Origin of the sequence: Hymenobacter cellulosivorans, assembly GCF_022919135.1 — a bacterium.
In the GTDB taxonomy this organism is placed as follows: Bacteria; Bacteroidota; Bacteroidia; order Cytophagales; family Hymenobacteraceae; genus Hymenobacter; species Hymenobacter cellulosivorans.
In genome coordinates this window covers 5,053,441-5,070,386 of sequence record NZ_CP095049.1, presented here as the reverse complement: position 1 = coordinate 5,070,386, position 16,946 = coordinate 5,053,441, and the positions used below count along the sequence as shown (strand labels likewise).

Annotated in this window: 17 protein-coding genes; 5 read left to right on the top strand and 12 right to left on the bottom strand. The window is 58.5% G+C overall.

Annotated features, from left to right (window positions below; translation table 11 throughout):
- Window positions 1-272: 272 nt before the first annotated feature.
- Complete coding sequence (locus MUN80_RS21435) at window positions 273-2,102, bottom strand: T9SS type B sorting domain-containing protein (protein WP_244716161.1); 1,830 nt, start codon at window positions 2,100-2,102, stop codon at window positions 273-275.
- Between the two features lie 68 nt (window positions 2,103-2,170).
- Window positions 2,171-3,013: an NHL repeat-containing protein gene (locus MUN80_RS21430; protein ID WP_244716159.1), complete on the bottom strand. Its 843-nt coding sequence runs from the start codon at window positions 3,011-3,013 to the stop codon at window positions 2,171-2,173.
- 294 nt (window positions 3,014-3,307) lie between these two features.
- Between MUN80_RS21430 and MUN80_RS21425 the strand changes: the two genes are divergently transcribed.
- Complete coding sequence (locus MUN80_RS21425; protein ID WP_244716157.1) at window positions 3,308-4,315, top strand: SDR family oxidoreductase; 1,008 nt, start codon at window positions 3,308-3,310, stop codon at window positions 4,313-4,315.
- Between the two features lie 111 nt (window positions 4,316-4,426).
- On the opposite strand, the gene MUN80_RS21420 is transcribed toward MUN80_RS21425, so the two are convergent.
- The gene (locus tag MUN80_RS21420) at window positions 4,427-6,190 is read right to left on the bottom strand and encodes an FG-GAP-like repeat-containing protein (protein WP_244716155.1); all 1,764 of its coding nucleotides are present in this window, start codon (window positions 6,188-6,190) and stop codon (window positions 4,427-4,429) included.
- 281 nt (window positions 6,191-6,471) lie between these two features.
- Here MUN80_RS21420 and MUN80_RS21415 point away from each other — a divergent pair, with 281 nt between their 5' ends.
- Entirely contained in the window at window positions 6,472-6,675 is a 204-nt protein-coding gene (locus MUN80_RS21415; RefSeq protein ID WP_244716153.1) for an ATP-binding protein, read from the top strand.
- A gap of 41 nt (window positions 6,676-6,716) precedes the next feature.
- On the opposite strand, the gene MUN80_RS21410 is transcribed toward MUN80_RS21415, so the two are convergent.
- Entirely contained in the window at window positions 6,717-7,523 is an 807-nt protein-coding gene (locus tag MUN80_RS21410; RefSeq protein WP_244716151.1) for an alpha/beta fold hydrolase, read from the bottom strand.
- 270 nt (window positions 7,524-7,793) lie between these two features.
- Here MUN80_RS21410 and map point away from each other — a divergent pair, with 270 nt between their 5' ends.
- Entirely contained in the window at window positions 7,794-8,558 is a 765-nt protein-coding gene (gene map, locus MUN80_RS21405) for a type I methionyl aminopeptidase (protein WP_244716149.1), read from the top strand.
- 220 nt (window positions 8,559-8,778) lie between these two features.
- Here the strand turns inward: map and MUN80_RS21400 are convergent, their stop codons facing one another.
- From MUN80_RS21400 to MUN80_RS21390, 3 genes are all read right to left on the bottom strand, one after another.
- Window positions 8,779-10,326 (bottom strand): T9SS type A sorting domain-containing protein, encoded by a 1,548-nt coding sequence (locus tag MUN80_RS21400; RefSeq protein WP_244716147.1) that lies wholly within the window; start codon window positions 10,324-10,326, stop codon window positions 8,779-8,781.
- A 240-nt stretch (window positions 10,327-10,566) separates the two neighbouring features.
- On the bottom strand, window positions 10,567-10,719 hold the full coding sequence (locus MUN80_RS21395) for a hypothetical protein (protein ID WP_244716145.1): 153 nt from the start codon (window positions 10,717-10,719) through the stop codon (window positions 10,567-10,569).
- Window positions 10,720-10,898: 179 nt separating this feature from the next.
- The gene (locus MUN80_RS21390; protein ID WP_244716143.1) at window positions 10,899-11,207 is read right to left on the bottom strand and encodes a hypothetical protein; all 309 of its coding nucleotides are present in this window, start codon (window positions 11,205-11,207) and stop codon (window positions 10,899-10,901) included.
- A gap of 158 nt (window positions 11,208-11,365) precedes the next feature.
- Here MUN80_RS21390 and MUN80_RS21385 point away from each other — a divergent pair, with 158 nt between their 5' ends.
- Window positions 11,366-11,581, top strand: coding sequence for a hypothetical protein (locus MUN80_RS21385; RefSeq protein ID WP_244716141.1), 216 nt, complete (start codon window positions 11,366-11,368; stop codon window positions 11,579-11,581).
- A 77-nt stretch (window positions 11,582-11,658) separates the two neighbouring features.
- Here MUN80_RS21385 and MUN80_RS21380 read toward each other — a convergent pair whose 3' ends face one another.
- Complete coding sequence (locus MUN80_RS21380; RefSeq protein WP_244716139.1) at window positions 11,659-12,081, bottom strand: DUF3592 domain-containing protein; 423 nt, start codon at window positions 12,079-12,081, stop codon at window positions 11,659-11,661.
- A 325-nt stretch (window positions 12,082-12,406) separates the two neighbouring features.
- Here MUN80_RS21380 and MUN80_RS21375 point away from each other — a divergent pair, with 325 nt between their 5' ends.
- Window positions 12,407-13,627, top strand: coding sequence for an alpha/beta hydrolase-fold protein (locus tag MUN80_RS21375; RefSeq protein WP_244716137.1), 1,221 nt, complete (start codon window positions 12,407-12,409; stop codon window positions 13,625-13,627).
- Window positions 13,628-13,987: 360 nt separating this feature from the next.
- Here MUN80_RS21375 and MUN80_RS21370 read toward each other — a convergent pair whose 3' ends face one another.
- The 4 genes from MUN80_RS21370 to MUN80_RS21355 all read right to left on the bottom strand — a co-directional run bounded on the left by MUN80_RS21370 (window position 13,988) and on the right by MUN80_RS21355 (window position 16,888).
- On the bottom strand, window positions 13,988-14,614 hold the full coding sequence (locus tag MUN80_RS21370; protein ID WP_244716135.1) for a DUF4241 domain-containing protein: 627 nt from the start codon (window positions 14,612-14,614) through the stop codon (window positions 13,988-13,990).
- Between the two features lie 133 nt (window positions 14,615-14,747).
- On the bottom strand, window positions 14,748-15,284 hold the full coding sequence (locus MUN80_RS21365) for a pyridoxamine 5'-phosphate oxidase family protein (RefSeq protein WP_244716133.1): 537 nt from the start codon (window positions 15,282-15,284) through the stop codon (window positions 14,748-14,750).
- A 260-nt stretch (window positions 15,285-15,544) separates the two neighbouring features.
- Window positions 15,545-16,360: a T9SS type A sorting domain-containing protein gene (locus MUN80_RS21360; RefSeq protein ID WP_244716131.1), complete on the bottom strand. Its 816-nt coding sequence runs from the start codon at window positions 16,358-16,360 to the stop codon at window positions 15,545-15,547.
- 105 nt (window positions 16,361-16,465) lie between these two features.
- A complete protein-coding gene (locus MUN80_RS21355; protein ID WP_244716129.1) occupies window positions 16,466-16,888 on the bottom strand; it encodes a hypothetical protein in 423 nt (140 codons plus the stop codon).
- Between the last annotated feature and the right edge of the window lie 58 nt (window positions 16,889-16,946).

The following is a 16,946-nucleotide window of genomic DNA, read 5'->3' as shown; positions in this document are numbered from 1 at the left end:
TTAGCGAAAATCGGCTGATGGAGCTGCCAAGCGCTGTGCGCAAGTAGTGGTGGCGGGCTCGTTACAAGTCAAAATTCTCCCTAAGCAGTGTGTCGGGCAAGCACTGCCAGGGCCGGATTATAGTAAAGCAGTGAAGTCCACGCCGCTTACTTTGCCGACCCGGTTGTAGTCGATAAATACTTCGGTAAATGCCTTGTTGAGGCGGTGGTGCTGACCGTAAAATTGCAGTTGGCCGGCACTTGTAAAGAGTTGTCGGCGACTAGGCTTATCAGCTAGCGGACAACTTCCAAATGCCCTTTGTACACAGTGCTGCCCTGCCGGAGTAGGTAGTAGTAAACGCCGGCCGCGGCATCAGCACCCCAGTCGTGGTGGTAGGCGCTGGTGTGGTACACCTGGCGGCCCCAGCGGTTAAAAAGCGTCAGTGCCCAGTCCCCGCGGGTCAGGTTCTTGATGACGAAGGTGTCGTTGCGCTGGTCGTCGTTGGGCGTAATGACGTTGGGAATAAACAGGCAGCTGGTGTAGCCCACCCGGACGCTGGCCGTGCGCGTGTCGCAGAGCGTGTTGACTTGCAGGGAATACGTGCCCGCATCCTGCACCAGCAAAGTAGGGCCGCGGCTGCCATCCGACCACCGGAAGGCAACGCCGGGACCACTCAGCGTCGGGGCACGCAACAGCAGCGGCCGCTCCAGGCACAGGGTGGTATCGGGGCCCAGGGTAAAGGCCGGGGCTACGGGCGCGGGCAGCACCCGCAGGGAGTCGCGGCTGGTGCAGCCGCCGGTGTAGGTCAGCAGCGCCGTGTAGAGGCCGGGCTGGGTAGCGGTGATGGTGGGCGTAGTGGCCCCGGTATTCCACTGATAGCTGATAGCGTCGGGATTCATGGCGCTGAGCAATAGACTGTTGCCAGGGCACAGCAGCGTGTCGCCGCTCACCGAGGCTACTTTGGCCGTGGGCGGCCCCACCGTGTGGGTGGCCGTTTGGGTGCAGCCGTCGGCAAACGTAGCCGTGACGGAATACGTGCCGGCCTGGCCTACCAGCAGCGCCGGGGTGAGGGCCCCGGTATTCCAGCGGTAGCCCGTCACGGCGCTGCCGGTGGCGGCGGCCGTGAGCGTGGTGCTCTGACCCGGACACAGCTGCTGCCGGCCGCTGATACCGACGCGGTTGGCGGCTACCACTACCTGGGTCGTGAGCGAGCAGGCCGGGCTGAAAGTCGCCGTGACCGAGTAGATGCCCGGCTCCGTGACGCTGATGGTGGCCGTCGTAGCCCCGGTGCTCCAGCGCACTGCCTGCGCGCCGGGAGCCACGGCCGAGAGCTGGCGCGGCGTACTGGGGCAAAGCGCGCCCGTATTGCCCGTCAGCTGCAGGGTGGGCGTAAGGCCGCGCACCCGAAATTGCTCGGTAAGGGTATACCCACCCTGGAATGTCGCCGTGACGGAGTACAGGCCGGGCTGCGTCACGCGGATGGTCGCCGTGGTGTCGCCGGTGTTCCAGCGGTAGCGAATCGAGTGGCCCAGGGCCAGCGTCGATGCCGTCAGCTGCACGGCGGCACCGTTGCACACCAGCGAGTCGCCCTGGATGGCCAGCTCGTTGGGATGCATGCGGGCCACGTAGGTAGAGGGAAAGGGTCTGGGGTTGCCAGACAGCCGGATGGGGCCCAAGTCCATGGTCGGACTCTCGTATTCGCCGATGATGTAGGGCGTGGCGTAGGGGCCTAACACCAGTTTCATACTAAAGTCGACCCGCTCGCCGCCGGCCGGCACGGCCCACAGCCAGTTGCCGGCGGCGTCGAGTTTGGCCACGTACACGTCGCTGAGAGCCAGGGTTGGGTTGCGGGGAAACAGAGTCACGGCACCGAAGCGGCTACCTTGAGCGCCTTGAAAGGAGCCGGAGATGTAGGCATTACCGCGCCGGTCGAGAGCAATAGCACTGCTACCATCGTCGGAAACCCCGCCGGCGGTAGCTGCCCACTGCCATTGCCCATTGACCCCGAGCTTGGCCACGTACACATCCCCATTGCCGACGCTAGTAAGCGTATGGCTACCGAAATTGATGCGCCCCACGTAGCCACCCGTAAGGTAGCAGTTGCCAGCAGCGTCGGCCTTCATACTCACATACGCAGCCATATTGGAAAAGCTGATGTTGGTTATCCGCAGGCAGTCACCGGTAGCTGCATCTAGTTGGGCAATGAATGACCTAGCAGCTGGCACGCTGAACGGGCCGAGCTGGCCCCTTCTACCATATAACCTACTAGGTAGGCGTGGCCCTGGGCATCCAGACTGATGTTGTTAGCAACATCGTCGCTCGTACCTCCCCCGCTTACGGCCCAGCGCCACGTGTTATTGGCAGCAAGACAGGCGACAAAGAAGTCGGAACGCCCGCTGAAAGGCAACGTGGTGGTACCGAAGGTTATAGGAAGGCTATACTGGCCGGTAATGTAGGCGTTGCCGCCAGCATCTAGGGTAATGCTCGAGGGCGCCGCATCCCCTACTGTAAAGGCCGAAAGCCACTTGCCGTTCGGACTAAGCCGGGCCACAAACATATTACCAAATACCTCGGTCTTGGTTAGCTTAATGCTGCCCAGGGTAAGAGTGGGACTGGTAAAGTGATTAACCACCAGAATGTTGCCATTAGCGTCAACCGCCAGACTGGTCTGGTGAAGTTCTCTGCTATTGTTATTATTATAGTTGTCATTAACGGTGTTCAACACCACAATCCAGTCGTGGCTGCCCCGGACCCCGATGCGGGCAATGTAGACTTGGCCCGACGACACGGCCCCGATGATAGTGTCCCCGAATTGTATGGTACCATGAATGAAGCCAGCGACGTAGCTGTTACCGGCCGCATCGACGGCTACTGCCTGGGGGCGCGGAAGTGTACCCTCCGTCAGGTGCATCACGCGCGCAGCCATGTCGAAGGTAGGTGGTATCTGGGCCTGTAGGAGCCGGGGCAGCAGGCCGGCACACACGAACAGGAACAAGCCGATAAGCCGTGGCAGGGGGAGTAGAAGTTGTAGCAAGAGGCAGTAGGAATAAAGGCGGAGTAGTAAAAATCTGGTAGCCAAGATAATAAGCCGGGCTGGTTATATCCTGGGTCGGGGGTGTTATTATAGCTGCCCACAAAAAACTGCTGCCTTCCATTTGGCGGTTATAAAAGCATGACTGCCGGTAATGGCGCGAACGGGCAGCAGCCGACTTTTGCCGAGCGTCAGGCCACCCCGAACGAATACATAAGGCCCGCGGCAAAGCTTAGAGTAACTGTGAGGCCCGCCCGGTGCGTAAAGGAAGGCTTGAACCTAACCTTCCTGATTGCTATGAAAGAAGATACCAAACTTAGCCGCCGCAAGGTCATCAGCGGGCTGGGCGCCAGCCTGGCCGTCGCCGCCGTAAGCCCCGTGCTGGGCGCCGATGACTTCAGCCCCCTGGCCGAAACCGCCGCCGACCCGCTACGCGACCCGACTACAGCCTACCCCAAGCCACCATTCAAGAGCCAGTCGCAACCCTGGCCCGGGCTGGCCTCGCAGATGGAGCCCCGGCCCGACCACGGCGAAAAAAGCTACAAAGGCTCCGGCCGCCTCAAGGGCCGCAAAGCCCTGATTACGGGCGGCGACTCGGGCATGGGCCGGGCCGCGGCCATTGCCTACGCCCGCGAAGGGGCCGACGTGGCCATCAACTACCTACCCGCCGAGGAAGCCGATGCCAAGGAAGTAATTGCCCTCATTAAAGCTGAGGGCCGCAAGGCCGTAGCCATTCCCGGGGATTTGCGCGAGGAGGCCTTCTGCAAGCGCATGGTCGAAGAGGCCGTGCGCCAGCTGGGCGGCTTGGATATTCTGGTCAACAACGCGGCCCGGCAGCAGCAGCGCCAGTCGATTCTGGAGCTGACCACCGAGGACTTCGACGCGACGATGAAAACCAACATCTACGCCCCGTTCTGGACCATCAAGGCGGCTTTGCCCCACCTCAAGCCCGGCTCGGCCATCATCGGCACCACCTCCGAGCAGGCCACCGACCCCTCGGAAAACCTCTACGACTACGCCCAGACCAAGGCTGCTACCTCGAACTACGTGCGGTCCTTGGCCAAGCAGCTGGCCCCGAGAGGAATTCGGGTCAACGGCGTGGCGCCGGGCCCCATCTGGACGCCCCTGCAGGTAAGCGGCGGCGCGACGCAGGAGAAGCTGGTGAAGTTTGGCGGCGACACGCCCATGAAGCGCCCCGGCCAACCCGCCGAGCTGGCCTCTATCTACGTGCAACTGGCCGACCCGCTGGCCAGCTACGCCACGGGCCAAGTCTACGGCTCGACGGGTGGCGCCGGCATGCCGTAGCCAGTACTACCCATCCTGAATTTGATACAAAAGCCCCGGCAAACTGCCGGGGCTTTTGTATGAATTGATGAATCGAAGATTTTGCCCGCAGCACGCGGGCGAACTTGATACCTATTCCTTGATCAGGCGTTTGGTGATGCTGCCGGCTTCGGTGCTGATAAGGAGCGTGTAGATTCCCGGTGCCAGATCGGCTACGTCCAGCGTCGTCGAATGAGCAGCTGCTGATGTGGCCAGCGGAAAGGCTTTGACCGACTGTCCCAGTGTATTGACTACAGTGGCAGTGGTAGCCCGGCAGCCAGCCGGCAGGGCCAGGGTGCATTGCTGGCCGGCTACCGGGTTGGGATAGAGTCCTACCTGTTCAGCCAGGGCGCTTGTGGTGCCGAGTAGCACTGGGCGCGTGGCTTGGTTGAAGCAAGTAATGACGGAGTACGCCGGCGCAGCCCCGGTATAGCCCGCAACAATATCCAGGTCGCTGTCGCCGTCAACATCGCCCAGAGCAAACGTGCCGTGGGGTATGATGTAGTAGTTCGGGAAGGAGCCCTGGCCGTTATTAAGATGTACTGACAGCATAGGCGCCTTATTGCTAACTAACAGATCCAGGTCGCCGTCGCCGTCCACGTCGCCCAGAGCCATTTTGCCGGGGTTGCTGATCATGCGGATGGAGGTAGCTCTGGTGAAGGTGCCCGTACCGTTGTTGATGAACGTAACCACCCGCCCAGAGCCGTTTTCGTCCAGCGCCAGCAAGTCCAGGTCGCCATCGGCATCCAAGTCGCCCAAGGCCAAGTCGGAGCCGCTGATATTATCATTCAGGCCCAAGCTTTGGGTGAATACTCCGCTGCCGTTATTCAGACGAAAAGACAGGTTTGAGTTGCCCCCGCCTACAATAATCAGGTCCAGGTCGCCGTCGCCGTCAATGTCGCCGGTAGTCAGGCGGCCGTAGCTGCTGGAGCCCAGAACGGTATCGTAGCCGCCGCTAAACTGGCCGGTGCCATCGTTGAGGCGCAGACTCAGCTGGCCGGTATAGTAGGGCTGCATCAGGGTAAAAGCCAACAGGTCCAGGTCGCCGTCGCCATCCACGTCGGCCAGGGTCAGGTCATTGGGGCGCACCGAGTTGGGGTTTATACTCACATTATAGCCCCTGGGGTAGGTGCCCGTCCCGGAGTTGAAGCGCACATGAACCGAATCCTTGGAGTTAGTCGTCAGAATATCAATGTCGCCGTCGCCGTCGATATCGCCTAGGGCCAGGTGGTCGGCCCCATTGGGCACCCTAGTTACGCGTACATCGGAGCCACCGGCGAAACTGCCCTGGCCGTTGTTGAGGCGGATACTGAGCGGAAACAGGGCGTAGTTGAGATAGGTGGAGTTGGCCGTAACAAGGTCCAGGTCGCCGTCGCCGTCTACGTCGGCCATCTGCATCTGGTGCGCACTGCTGGAAAGGGTGCCAGAGGGGGCGGCAGCGGGTACGAGCGACCCTAGGCCGGTGCCTCCGACGGCGGCCGTAAACTCAAAAATATGCGCCTTGGCCAAGGACTGGCCCGCTAGGTTCTGAGCGGCGGTGGTAATGGTGGTCCGAACCGTTTCGCCGGGCTTCCAGCCGCCGACCGGAGTAAAGGAAAGAAGGTTGCCGCTCAGGGCGGTAGTGCCGCTGTGGCCGCTGCGTAGGCCCCCATATTGAGAGCTGAATACGCGCAGGGCGGTAGTGCTGCTGGCCTGTAGGGGCTCGCTAAACAAGGCGTTGATGGCACTGTTGGGCGCGGCGTTTTGTCGGTTGGGAGCAGGCAAAATGGTGGTGATGCTAGGCTGGGCCCAGGCGGTGGCTGATTCGGCCAGCAGGGCTAGCAGGCCCAGTAATCGGGAAGGGTAATAATGTTGCATGGGGTCGGGATAAATGCGCTTAAACCAGGAAGTACTAGCAAAGTAGAGAAATAAACCTCAACCTTATAACTGGGATAGGTTATGCTTCTGCTCCTACGCTTGCCGTGGTTGCGGCAGCAGGTCGGGGTAAGATGGGTCTGGTTAAAAGGCCCTACTGCGGAAGCTGAAGCTCAATCGGTAAAAAGGGAAAGGCCGAAGAGCAGACCACTAAGGAGTAGAAAGCCGCCAGCCAGTAGCGGTATGATTTCTTTATTCGGGCCTACCCCTTCGATAAGCGCCTTTTGCTGAAGGCAGCGTGGGTCGTAGTAAAGGCGCAGGTAGGCACCAACAACGCAATCCGCTTCCACGACCATGTAGAGGGCTCGGGGCTGGGCCTGTATACAGTCAAGAAGACGGTGGAAAACCTGGGTGGGCGGGTAGAGGTGCAGAGCGAGCTGGGCGTAGGCTCTACCTTCTCGGTCTACATTCCAAACCGGGTGGAGTAACTCCACGTCTTTATGAGCCAATCATTTGGGTCCGGGTGCGTTCAGCGCGCTGCGTTACCGATAGCGCGCAGAAAGCGCCCGACGACGGCCGCAAACTGGTTGGGCTGGTCGAACTGCAGGGCGTGGCCGGCTTCCCGAATCTGTTCGGCTTGTAAATTCGGATTGAGACGTTGCAGCTCTTCGGCAACCGCCGCTGAAACAAGGCCTTTGTCGCCGACGAGGAGCAGGCTAGGAACAGGTATCTGCCGCACCAGCGCCCGGTAGTCGGGGTTGGGGGGCGTGAGCACCTCGAAGGCCTTCAGGCTGGTTTGCAGGCGGGCCCGGGCAAGGAGCTCCAGGGTTTCCGCCGAGCGGTGCGGGTGGCGGACCCGCGCATCGGCCAGTACTTCCGCCAAAGACAGCCGCAGCATCCGGCGGTGCTGCTCGGCTACGTCGCTCTCCTGCACCTGGCGCTGCATTTCCGGGCTCAGAAAGGTAGGGTCGGCCAGCACGAGGCCCCGAAGAAGCATGGGGCTGCGGCTGGCTACTACGGCGGCTGTCATCCCGCCCATAGAGTGGCCTAGCAGAACGACGGGTGGCAACTGCAAAGCCTGAATCAGCCCGATGATATCGGCGGCGTGGTCTTCGTAGCGGTAGCCGTGGTCGGGCGCGCCCGACTGGCCGTGGCCCCGGGCATCGGGCAGGATGACGTCGTATTCCGGCTCCAAAGCCCGGGCCAGGTGGGTCCAGCACAGGCCGTTGGTCATCAGGCCGTGGAGCAGGATTACCGGTGGTTTGCCGCCGCCGGTGCGGGTGTAGTGGAGACTGATGCCGTTGGTAGCGCAAAAGGCGGCGGGCCAGGTGGTCATGGGGCGTTTTCTCCGGGGATAAAGGTCAGGGAAGCAAAGTAACCCACGTTGCGGAGTAAGAGCTGGGTGTACACCACCCTTCCGCCTTGTGCCCGTTCCCTCATTGAATGAAAGCAGTTGCAGGGGCGGCTACTGGGCCGAAAGTCACTGGGGATGCCGTAATTTGCCCCGGCCGTTTCGGGTCTTGAGCAGACTTTTGTAAACCGGCGCCGCCTCCGGCTTGTTTATCCGCAACCCCGTACCTCATCAGGGAGCCAGATCCTCCGTTCTATGTCCATCACCTCGCAAGAAGAATTAGCCGGTTTGCAGCGCATCAGCGCGGCCGTGGGTACTACCCTGAAACAGATGCGCCACTATGCCCGGCCGGGCATGACGACCAAGGAGCTAGACGAATACGGGGGCAGCATCCTGGCGGCGCTGGGGGCCAAGTCGGCGCCGCGGCTAACTTACGGCTTTCCGGGCTGGACCTGCATCAGCGTCAACAACGAGGTGGCCCATGGCATCCCGTCGGCGGGCAAGGTGCTGCAGGAAGGCGACCTGGTAAATGTGGACGTATCGGCGGAGCTGGACGGCTTCTGGGCCGACAACGGCGGCTCCTTCGTGCTGGGCCAGGATGTGCACAACCACCAGCCCCTGGTAGACGCTTCCCGGCAGATTCTGCGCACGGCCCTAAGCCGGATTCGGGGCGGGGTGCGCATTGCCGACATCGGCGGGCTGATTGAGCAGGAGGCGCGCAAGGCCGGCTACCGGGTTATCAAAAACCTGGTGGGCCACGGCATCGGGCGCAGCCTGCACGAGGAGCCTAAGGAAATTCCCTGCTACTACGACCGCCACAACCTGAAGCGCTTCAAGAAGAACTCGGTGGTGGCCGTGGAAACCTTTATTTCGACCCGCGCCTCCATTGCCCACCAGCTCGGCGACGGCTGGACGCTGGCCACCCGCGACGGCTCCTTCGTGGCCCAGCACGAGCATACCATCGTCATCACCGATGGGCAGCCGATTATCCTGACCGAGGCCAACGGCATCTGGGAGTAATAAGCCGCTCCAATTGGTCTTGTCGAAGCTGTGCATGCTCCAGGAAGCCACGTCCGCCGTGGTAATCCTGGGGCATTTACTTTTCTGGCTGAATCCAGGTCTTGTCGAGGGGCTTTCGGGCCGCGCCAGATATGGAGGACCGGCGTGCGGCAACCGGTGTGAGCATGAAAAAGTCCCGGCCGGCAGGGCACGAGGCTATTCCCATTGGCCTATTCTCTGTTTACTCAAGCACTACCTGCTGCGTGGTTACATAACCCTGGGCCCCTACTACCCGAAGCAAGTACAGCCCCGCAGGATGTGGACCTATTTCAATCGGCAGGTCTGGGCTCGTAGCCTGCAGTAGCTGCGCGTATACTTCGCGGCCAGTGGCGTCGAGCAGCGACAACCGGAGCTCCGTGCGCGGGGCCGTTTCAGCTAGGTGCAAGGTCAGGTGGGTACGAGCGGGGTTGGGATAGACCATAAGCTGCTGGGATAGAGCCGGGCGGACGCTGGTTGTGGTGCCACCCTGCAGCTTCACAATCCAGTAATCGGAGTCTCCCCAAGAGGCCTGCGTTTTATTGCCGGTATTACCCGAGTAGGAATAGCCAGCTACCAGGTAGCCGTCAGTGGCTGGAAGCAACGTTGTTAGCTGATCATTCTCATTCCCTCCCAAAGAGAGGTCCCATACTTTGTTGCCAAGAACATCGGTTTTCACCAGCCAATAATCGAGGTTTCCTTGCGTCGGCTGGGTTTTGTCGCCGGTACTGCCCGAAGCCGAGTACCCGGCTAGCATGTAGCCGCCATCGGTGGTCTGGTGCAGTGCCGAGAGGTAATCCTCGCCGGTGCCACCAAAACTGTGGTCCCACTGTTTCGTGCCGGTAGCCCCTAGCTTGATGATCCAGTAATCGGATGCGCCTTGTCCAAATTGCGTTTTGTCGCTGCTCAGGCTTGTTTGTGCCAGCCCTCCCAGGATGTAGCCCCCATCACTGGTTTGTTGCACCGCGAATAGAAAGTCCCACGAGCTAGTGCCAAAGGTTTGATCCCACTGCTTGGTACCGCCGGCATCTACCTTGATGACCCAATAATCGGCCAGCCCACGGTGCGCTTGGGTTTTGTCGCCACTAGGCTGAGAATAGGTAACGCCGCCCAGAATATAGCCCCCGTCACGGGTTGGTTGCAGGCATGTGAGCTGGTCATCATCGTCTCCCCCATAGGCGCGGTCCCATTGCTTTGTGCCCTGGGCATCAATCTTGACCAGCCAGTAGTCAGCGGTAAAGCTTGGGCCGTGAGTTGGCTGCGTTTTGTCGCCGCTGGCCTCGGAATGGGACTCCCCGCCGAGGATAAAGCCGCCATCACTGGTGGGGTGAAGAGAGCGAAGGTAGTCCCGGCCATTGCCACCGAAGGTTTTATCCCACTGGCGGTTGCCCGCGGCATCAATTTTTATAATCCAGTAATCTGTCTGTCCTTGGCTGGGCTGGGTTTTGTCGCTGTTGGGGTCGGAGTCGGAGTAACCACCAAGCAGGTAACCGCCATCAGCAGTTGGTTGCAGGGCCCGAAGATGATCTTCCTGCGCTCCGCCATAGGAGTGGTCCCATTGCTTGTTGCCGCTGGCATCAACCTTAACTACCCAGTAATCTTGGTTACCCTTACCGGGCTGGGTTTTGTCGCCGCTGGGGCCGGAGCTGGATTCGCCTCCTAGGATATACCCCCCATCAGACGTTTGCTGGACTACGTGCAGCTCTTCGTGACCAGTGCCACCAAAAGATTTATCCCATTGCTTAGGCAGCATTTGGGCAATTGCTTGTGGGGGGAAGAAAGAAGCGGCCAGAAGCAATGCTCCAGCCAGAACGGCGGGTAAAGGTTTGGGCATAGAGAAGAAAATATGAGCTGCAAAGCACGAAAGCCTTGGCAGCAGATGCTGCTAAAGGTATGCATTGCCGCACAGCAGTAATCTACTTTATGTACTGCTTGCGCCTTACAGAAAAACCAATCCAGCATGCACCCCATCCAGCGCAGCAGGCGATGGTACTTATTCAAGTGTCGTGGGTTGCCACAGGGCAAGTTCGGTGCGCAGAGGCAGGGTGGTGGTGAAGTCCTGGGGCCGCACGTTGTCGAGGGAGGCGGGCGGGTAGTGCAGCTCGGCGTAGAAGCCTGCATCGGGGGTGGGGTAGAAAAGCAGCACCGCGCCCGCAGCAGGCTGGCAGCAACCCAGATATACGCCCCAGGCTTGGGTCAGGGGCTGGGGCTGGCCGGGGGCAGGGCAAAAAAATCGACCAGAGCCACAGCCCCGAACAAACGCAAAAGCCGGGGCTCTGCATAGGCATCTTAGGTTGTGCCACGAGCGGGTTTTACCCTAAAGCTCTAGGCACAGGCCTCTTTCATGACATCCTGGCGCGGGTGTCGGCAGCAGCCCCGGGCCCCCATCTGCCCGGGGCTGCCATACGCATAGTTGAAGCAAACCTCCGCCGACAAGAGCAGGCGCATGCCCCCCGGGGTGCAGGGGGTGTCGTAGACCAGATGCTGGCAGCACCGGGCAAATTGCCGTTGTTGCGGAATAGTCAGCAGGGTGGTCGGGTGCTGCTCCTGGACGAGCGAACAGAGAAGGTGGGCGGCCAAGGGCATGTTCTGGTCCCGGTGGGCTGCTTGCAAGTGCTGGAGCGAGGTCTTCATAAGCGCAGGGGCTGGTAGGACTATTCCATACGTTATGGCTCAGGCTAGCGGTTTTTTTATCGGCTCTAAATAGGAGTTTAACTAGGTAAAGTCTGGGTTGGTCCTAATGCTCAAGTTGTTGAGCTTGCGGGTGGCCTTTGGGAAGCTGACTTTTGTCTATGCAATTCTTACTTCTATTGTGGCTAAGCCAGCAGCCCTCGTTGCTGAGTACCGAACAAGGGTTTCACCAACTCACCATAGAAGCCCTACTCCTGACCCAGGACACCCAACGGGTGCTGCTTCCTTACGAGCGAAGCCTGCTGACGCGCATTGCCCGGGGCCACATGACGCTCGGGCACGTACTGGCGTATCTGCGGGAGCACGACCAGGCCTAGGACCGCCCGGCCGGGGGCATATCTGCTCCTAAAAGACCCGGTGGACCAAGAAGGGTACGGGGTGCCCAGTAGGGGGCTCAGGTGGTAAACAGGGAGAGGGCATAGAGCAAGCCGCCGACAAAGAGAAAACCGCCAACCAGGAGGGGAATGAGCTCTTTGTGCGGGGCTACGTCTTCGGCCAGGGATACCTGGGTAGGCCGTTGGGGGTCATAATAGAGGCGCATATAGGCTCCCTCGAAGCAGTCGGCGTCAACGAACAGGGTGGTGGTTTGGGGGGTGGCCGCTTCGGGCGGGTGGTAGCTGATCTGGGCTCGGTAAGCAGTGCCGCGCTGGCCCTGGCTGGCGTTGATGCTGGTGACGCGGCCAGTGATTTGGCGGCCGTGGACCAGGAAATACTGGTTTTGTCGCCGCAAGCGCAGGCTGCCAATCAACACCCAGGTGCCGGGTAGCAGGGCCAGCAGGGCTTTCAGGTAAGGCAGCAGGGCCAAGGCAAGCTTCATGCGGAATGGGAACGATATACGGCAGGACCGGGATGGGACACAAGCAGTAGCCTACGTGGAAAGTGACCTAGGCGGTAGCCTCGTCGCACTCGGCCCAGGTGGTAAGCCAACCGTAATCAGGATTCATGGTAATGAGGGCGAATCCGTCCGCGCCGCTTGCCCGTTGAGGTGCGCGAATGGTGCCAGACGCTCGCGGCATAGCCGCCCCGGCGTAGGTGGCACTCGGCCCAGCCGGGCGACTGTGGGGAGTAATGCTCCTCTGGCTTTTATTCCTACCTTCGCCGCTGTTAATTGGTTTGTTTACAGTTTTAGATTGTATAATCCTGTGAAGTTTTTCCTTTGTTTTTGCGCATTTATATTAACTTATTTCTGTGCGAATGCGCAAGGAGGTAACCCCTTAACTGTTGGGTTTGAGGAGACTATTTCCTCGAAGATCTTAGGACAAAAACGCACGGTGTTGATTCATATTCCTACAAGCAATGGAGGAAGTAAAATCAAAGACCGGGGGCGTTATCCAGTGGTTTATTTACTGGATGGAAGTGATAATTTCAACTCCGTCGTAAGTATCATAGAGCATATGGAGGAGTCAAGCCTTTGCCCTCCCACGATTGTAGTTGGAATTGTACAGGCTGATAGGCTGAGTGAGCTCACAACTGGCACTGAAAAGGAGTTTCCTAATTTTGTTGGCAAGGGTGAGAAGTTCATGTCTTTTGTCGAAAAGGAATTAATCCCTTACGTCGATGCAGCTTACCCCACTACACCATATAGGACACTTATTGGTCACTCGGTCGGAGGCCTGACGGTTGTGAACACGCTGCTTCACAATCCAAACTTATTTAACTCGTATGTTTCTCTTGACGGGGCGTTGTGGTGGAGCGACCAGAAGGTGGTAAAAGAAGCCAAGACACTTTTGCCTGCTCATACCTACAAGGGGAAAAAACTATTCCTGGCGATGGCCAATCGTTTGGAAAGAGGAGTTGATACGCTAAGTGTTCAAAAAGATACAAGTAGTACTACGTCTCTTATTCGTAGCAATATCACGTTCATTAAAGAGCTTGCTAAAAACAGAGAAAACGGATTGCGCTTTAAATACAAATTCTACGAAAACGATGACCATTCTTCCGTAAGGCTGATTGGAGAATATGATGCCCTTCGTTTTGTATACGATTTTTATAAGTTAAAAATTTATGACAGTGAATTGAAGGATCCTAATTTTAATCTGGAATCATTATTGGTGGCCCATTACAAAAGAGTATCGGAACAAATGGGGTATATTATCAAGCCAAGTGAAAGCCAGGTTAACAACCTTGGTTATCAAATGATGAGAACCAAACAGTATAAAAAATCCGAGCCTTTATTTAAGCTTAACGTAGCCAATAATCCAAATAGCGCCAATTGCTATGATTCTTTAGGTGACTTTTATCTTGAAACAGGGGCTAAAACCAAAGCCATTGAGAGTTTCAAAAAAGCATTAACTCTACAAGCTATTCCGGAAACCAAGGATAAGTTGGAAGCATTGTTAAATGATAAGAAAGCGAGCAAATAAGTATCAATAATACCTGCAATGTATTATTTTATCTTACTGGCGCGAGATTAGTGCAGCGTAGCTCGTGACCAAGTATGCGGGCGGCTAAGCCTACACTCCGCTAGAACGAATACGCTGCCCGGATTTCTCCAGGTGGCACGGTATAAGTTTACCGTTGGTTCCGTATCGAATAGAACAAGCAACGCATAGTGGCCTTGGAATAAGTAACCTGAATATGAGTCTTCAGCGGTATGCAAAGGTAACTCATCATACGCGTCATCAGATAAGGATAAGACCGGTGCCAGGGGCCGAACAAAGCGGTGAAAGTGCGGGGAGTTTTAGCCGGAGCCCCCACCCCGCGGCCGGCTGGGGCCCCGGGGCTTAGCTAACGCCGGCGTCGATAAACTGGGTGACGTACTTTACGGGCTGGTCGTGGGCATCGAACCCGACGTAGGTAGCGTAGAATCCGTCGCCGTAGCCCGACTGAAACACGGCCACGTTGTTCTCCTGATCGGGGTAGGGCTGCAGGGTACAATACTGCTGGTCGCCGGCCGCCGGGTAGAGCAAGTAGTCGACGTAGTCATCGTAATAGCTGACGTAGTCGTCGCCGAGTTCGGCTTGCAGGTCGGCATCGTGCTGTTCGACCAGGGCCAGGGTGGCATAGTCCATGAAGCAGCCCAGGCCCGCCGAGACGGGGTAGCCGAATATCTCATCGGGCCCCAACGAGGCCGGGTCCTGTTGGGCTGTAACGGCCAGCTCCCAGCGGGCTACCGGGGCTTCGCGCAGGCGCACTTCGGCATAGGCAATGCACGAGTCCTGGGGCAGCAGGTGGATATAAACCGGGTAGCGGCCGGCCGGGCAGGCCTGGCGGAACGGTTGCGGGTTGGAGTAAGCCACCGGGTCGCAGGCAATGAGCTGGCCGGTCGGCAGAAACAGCTCGGTAACCAGGAGCGGCTGTAAGCCAGTGGGAGGGGTAGAGTCGGAAAAGAGGCGGGCTAACGTGGTCATGCAATAGGAAATAGGAACAGGTAATCTGCCAGCAATATACTGGTAATACGCTGCCTGCTCCCGCCTACCTCATGGGCCAGGTTTCCCACGGAAGCGGGGAGGCACGGTAGCCCGCGCAGCCTTGGGGCCCACCTCAGATACCGGTGGGCTTGCCGTCGATGCTGCGGGTGTTGCGGTTGTGCCAGTATTGCTCGACCTGCTCGGGGCCGCGCTTGTCCATGTAGTCGTTTAGCTCGTCGCGCTCGGCCATATAATCGAAGAACGGCACGGCCATGCCGCAGGAAGTCTGCACCAGGTCCACGTCGACCACCAGAATCTGCCGGGCCCCGGGCAAAGACGGAAACAGCGGCAGCAACTCGGCCCATTCCGGGTCGCGGGGGTGGTAGACGGCGGCGGTGCCGTAGAGGCGCAGAATGTTGGGCGGGCCCTCAAAGGCACACCACATCAGCGTAATGCGGTTTACTTCCCGCAAGTGGGCGGCGGTTTCGTTGCCACTGCCGGTCAGGTTGAGCCAGGCCACGCGGTTGGGGCCCAGCACGCGCAAGGTATCCTGGCCCTTGGGCGAGATATTGACGCGCCCATCTGCGGCGGCCGTGCCCACGAAGAACACGTGCTGCCGCTCGATAAAGGCCTGGGTGTCGGCGCTGATGGCCGGGTATTGCTTGCCCATGAGGAAAAGGGGGTTGGCGGGAGGGCAAGGTAGGGCCGGGGCGAATTGGTGCCAAGGCCATTGCCAAAAAAGGCGGCGCCTGGCTGGGGCAGCAGCGGTAATTCCGCTACACCAGCCTTTCAGACGGATTCGGCAAGCCTAAGAATGTTAAAAACAGCTGCTGCAAACCCGAGTGCTGGCGGCGCGAATAAAAGAGAACAGCCACCACCCGGGCGGGTAGTGGCTGTTCTGTAGATTAAGTACAGCAGGATGCGGTGCCTTTAGTGGCTTACGACAAACCGCCGGGCCGACGAAGCAGCGCCATCGGCTCCAATTACCTGATAGAAGTAGACCCCGGAGTGCAGCTTGCGGACGTCCAGGGCCAAGTGGTCGAAGGTCGAATCGACTTGGTACGTGTTGACCTGGCGGCCAGCGGCATCCGTGATGCGGAGCGTCGCAGTAGTGCCCGCCTTTACCGAATAAGGCAAGCGCATGCTTTCGGTAGCAGGGTTCGGGTACGGCATGGCCAGCGCATCGTTCTGGCCTTTCTGAGCCTTCAGTGTGGTATACGTACCTGGTAAGGCAAATACCAAAACTTTGGTGCGTCTGCCGCTCGACGTGCTGGTAGACTGCTTCTCCACGAGCATTTTGGTGCCCGTTGAAGTATTGATGATGTCGGTGACATACGACGAATCACTTCGGGCTAGTAAGGCTCCCGTCTCGGAGTAGACATACTCGGAATTTACCGTCGTGCCGGAGGTATTGTCCTCTATTGTATAAGAGGCCACATATTCGAGTGCCCCATCCTGATTGAAGAGCTTATCACTCACATAATCGATATAGGTACTGGTATACCCGGCGGGCGGTACGGGGGGCGTAAACTGCTTAAACTGGCTATGATTGGCATTGTAGACCGTAATCAAGCGCGTTGACTTGTTGTACTTGACGTATTTCGTCTCCCCCGTGGAAAGTTTGATTGGGTTCAGGGACTCAAACGAATTGAGTGGGGAATTCAGCACATAGGTATTTTCGAGCGTAACCTGGGCCGAAGCCGCAGTGCTAGCCAGGATGCAGGCCGCGAGTAGTACTTTTTTCATTTACTTGGGTAAAGTGAAGTTGGGGAAGGGTTAAACAAATCAAATTCGTCGCCGAGCGTGGGCTGGTTTTCCTCGCCCCAGCAGGTGTTTAGGCTGCCGTGGGTGCTACCCCGGAGTGAGGAAAAACAGGTCCTTCTGCTCATCGTCTTCTGAGCCTACTACGTTCTCGTTGTAAAGCGCATGAGTCGCTCCGTAAACGCCTATGCCGCTATTGGCGTGCGTTCTTCTGCGTGCCGGGGCTACGGTGTAAAGCTGGTTCTTGAGCGAAGGTCCCACAAAAGTAATGGGTAAGTGCGCTTCGTTACGGCTGAATGTAGACTTCCAGCAATGTTTTTTGCTGATCGGGGTGGGAGAAGCAAGAAAGCACTTAGCCTTCTTCGGAAAAGAGCCCACCCAGAAGAAAGACAATACCCATAAGTATGGTTGGCTGGGCAGCAAGGAAAGGCCGGCGCGGGTTGGTGCCAAGACCATTTCCAGTAACAGGTGCTCCTCATGGGCAACGGCAGACGGCAGCCGGAGGGCAGCCACAAAAAAAGCGACTCTGGCCTTATAGACCAGGGTCGCTTGGGAAGCTATGCTGCCGGCT

Bases quoted from the DNA above. Each gene is read 5' to 3' on its own strand.
- MUN80_RS21435 (WP_244716161.1), bottom strand. From the start codon at position 2,102: ATGAAGGCCGACGCTGCTGGCAACTGCTACCTTACGGGTGGCTACGTG.
- MUN80_RS21425 (WP_244716157.1), top strand. From the start codon at position 3,308: ATGAAAGAAGATACCAAACTTAGCCGCCGCAAGGTCATCAGCGGGCTG.
- MUN80_RS21420 (WP_244716155.1), bottom strand. From the start codon at position 6,190: ATGCAACATTATTACCCTTCCCGATTACTGGGCCTGCTAGCCCTGCTG.
- MUN80_RS21410 (WP_244716151.1), bottom strand. From the start codon at position 7,523: ATGACCACCTGGCCCGCCGCCTTTTGCGCTACCAACGGCATCAGTCTC.
- map (WP_244716149.1), top strand. From the start codon at position 7,794: ATGTCCATCACCTCGCAAGAAGAATTAGCCGGTTTGCAGCGCATCAGC.
- MUN80_RS21400 (WP_244716147.1), bottom strand. From the start codon at position 10,326: ATGCTGCCTAAGCAATGGGATAAATCTTTTGGTGGCACTGGTCACGAA.
- MUN80_RS21390 (WP_244716143.1), bottom strand. From the start codon at position 11,207: ATGAAGACCTCGCTCCAGCACTTGCAAGCAGCCCACCGGGACCAGAAC.
- MUN80_RS21385 (WP_244716141.1), top strand. From the start codon at position 11,366: ATGCAATTCTTACTTCTATTGTGGCTAAGCCAGCAGCCCTCGTTGCTG.
- MUN80_RS21380 (WP_244716139.1), bottom strand. From the start codon at position 12,081: ATGAAGCTTGCCTTGGCCCTGCTGCCTTACCTGAAAGCCCTGCTGGCC.
- MUN80_RS21370 (WP_244716135.1), bottom strand. From the start codon at position 14,614: ATGACCACGTTAGCCCGCCTCTTTTCCGACTCTACCCCTCCCACTGGC.
- MUN80_RS21365 (WP_244716133.1), bottom strand. From the start codon at position 15,284: ATGGGCAAGCAATACCCGGCCATCAGCGCCGACACCCAGGCCTTTATC.
- MUN80_RS21360 (WP_244716131.1), bottom strand. From the start codon at position 16,360: ATGAAAAAAGTACTACTCGCGGCCTGCATCCTGGCTAGCACTGCGGCT.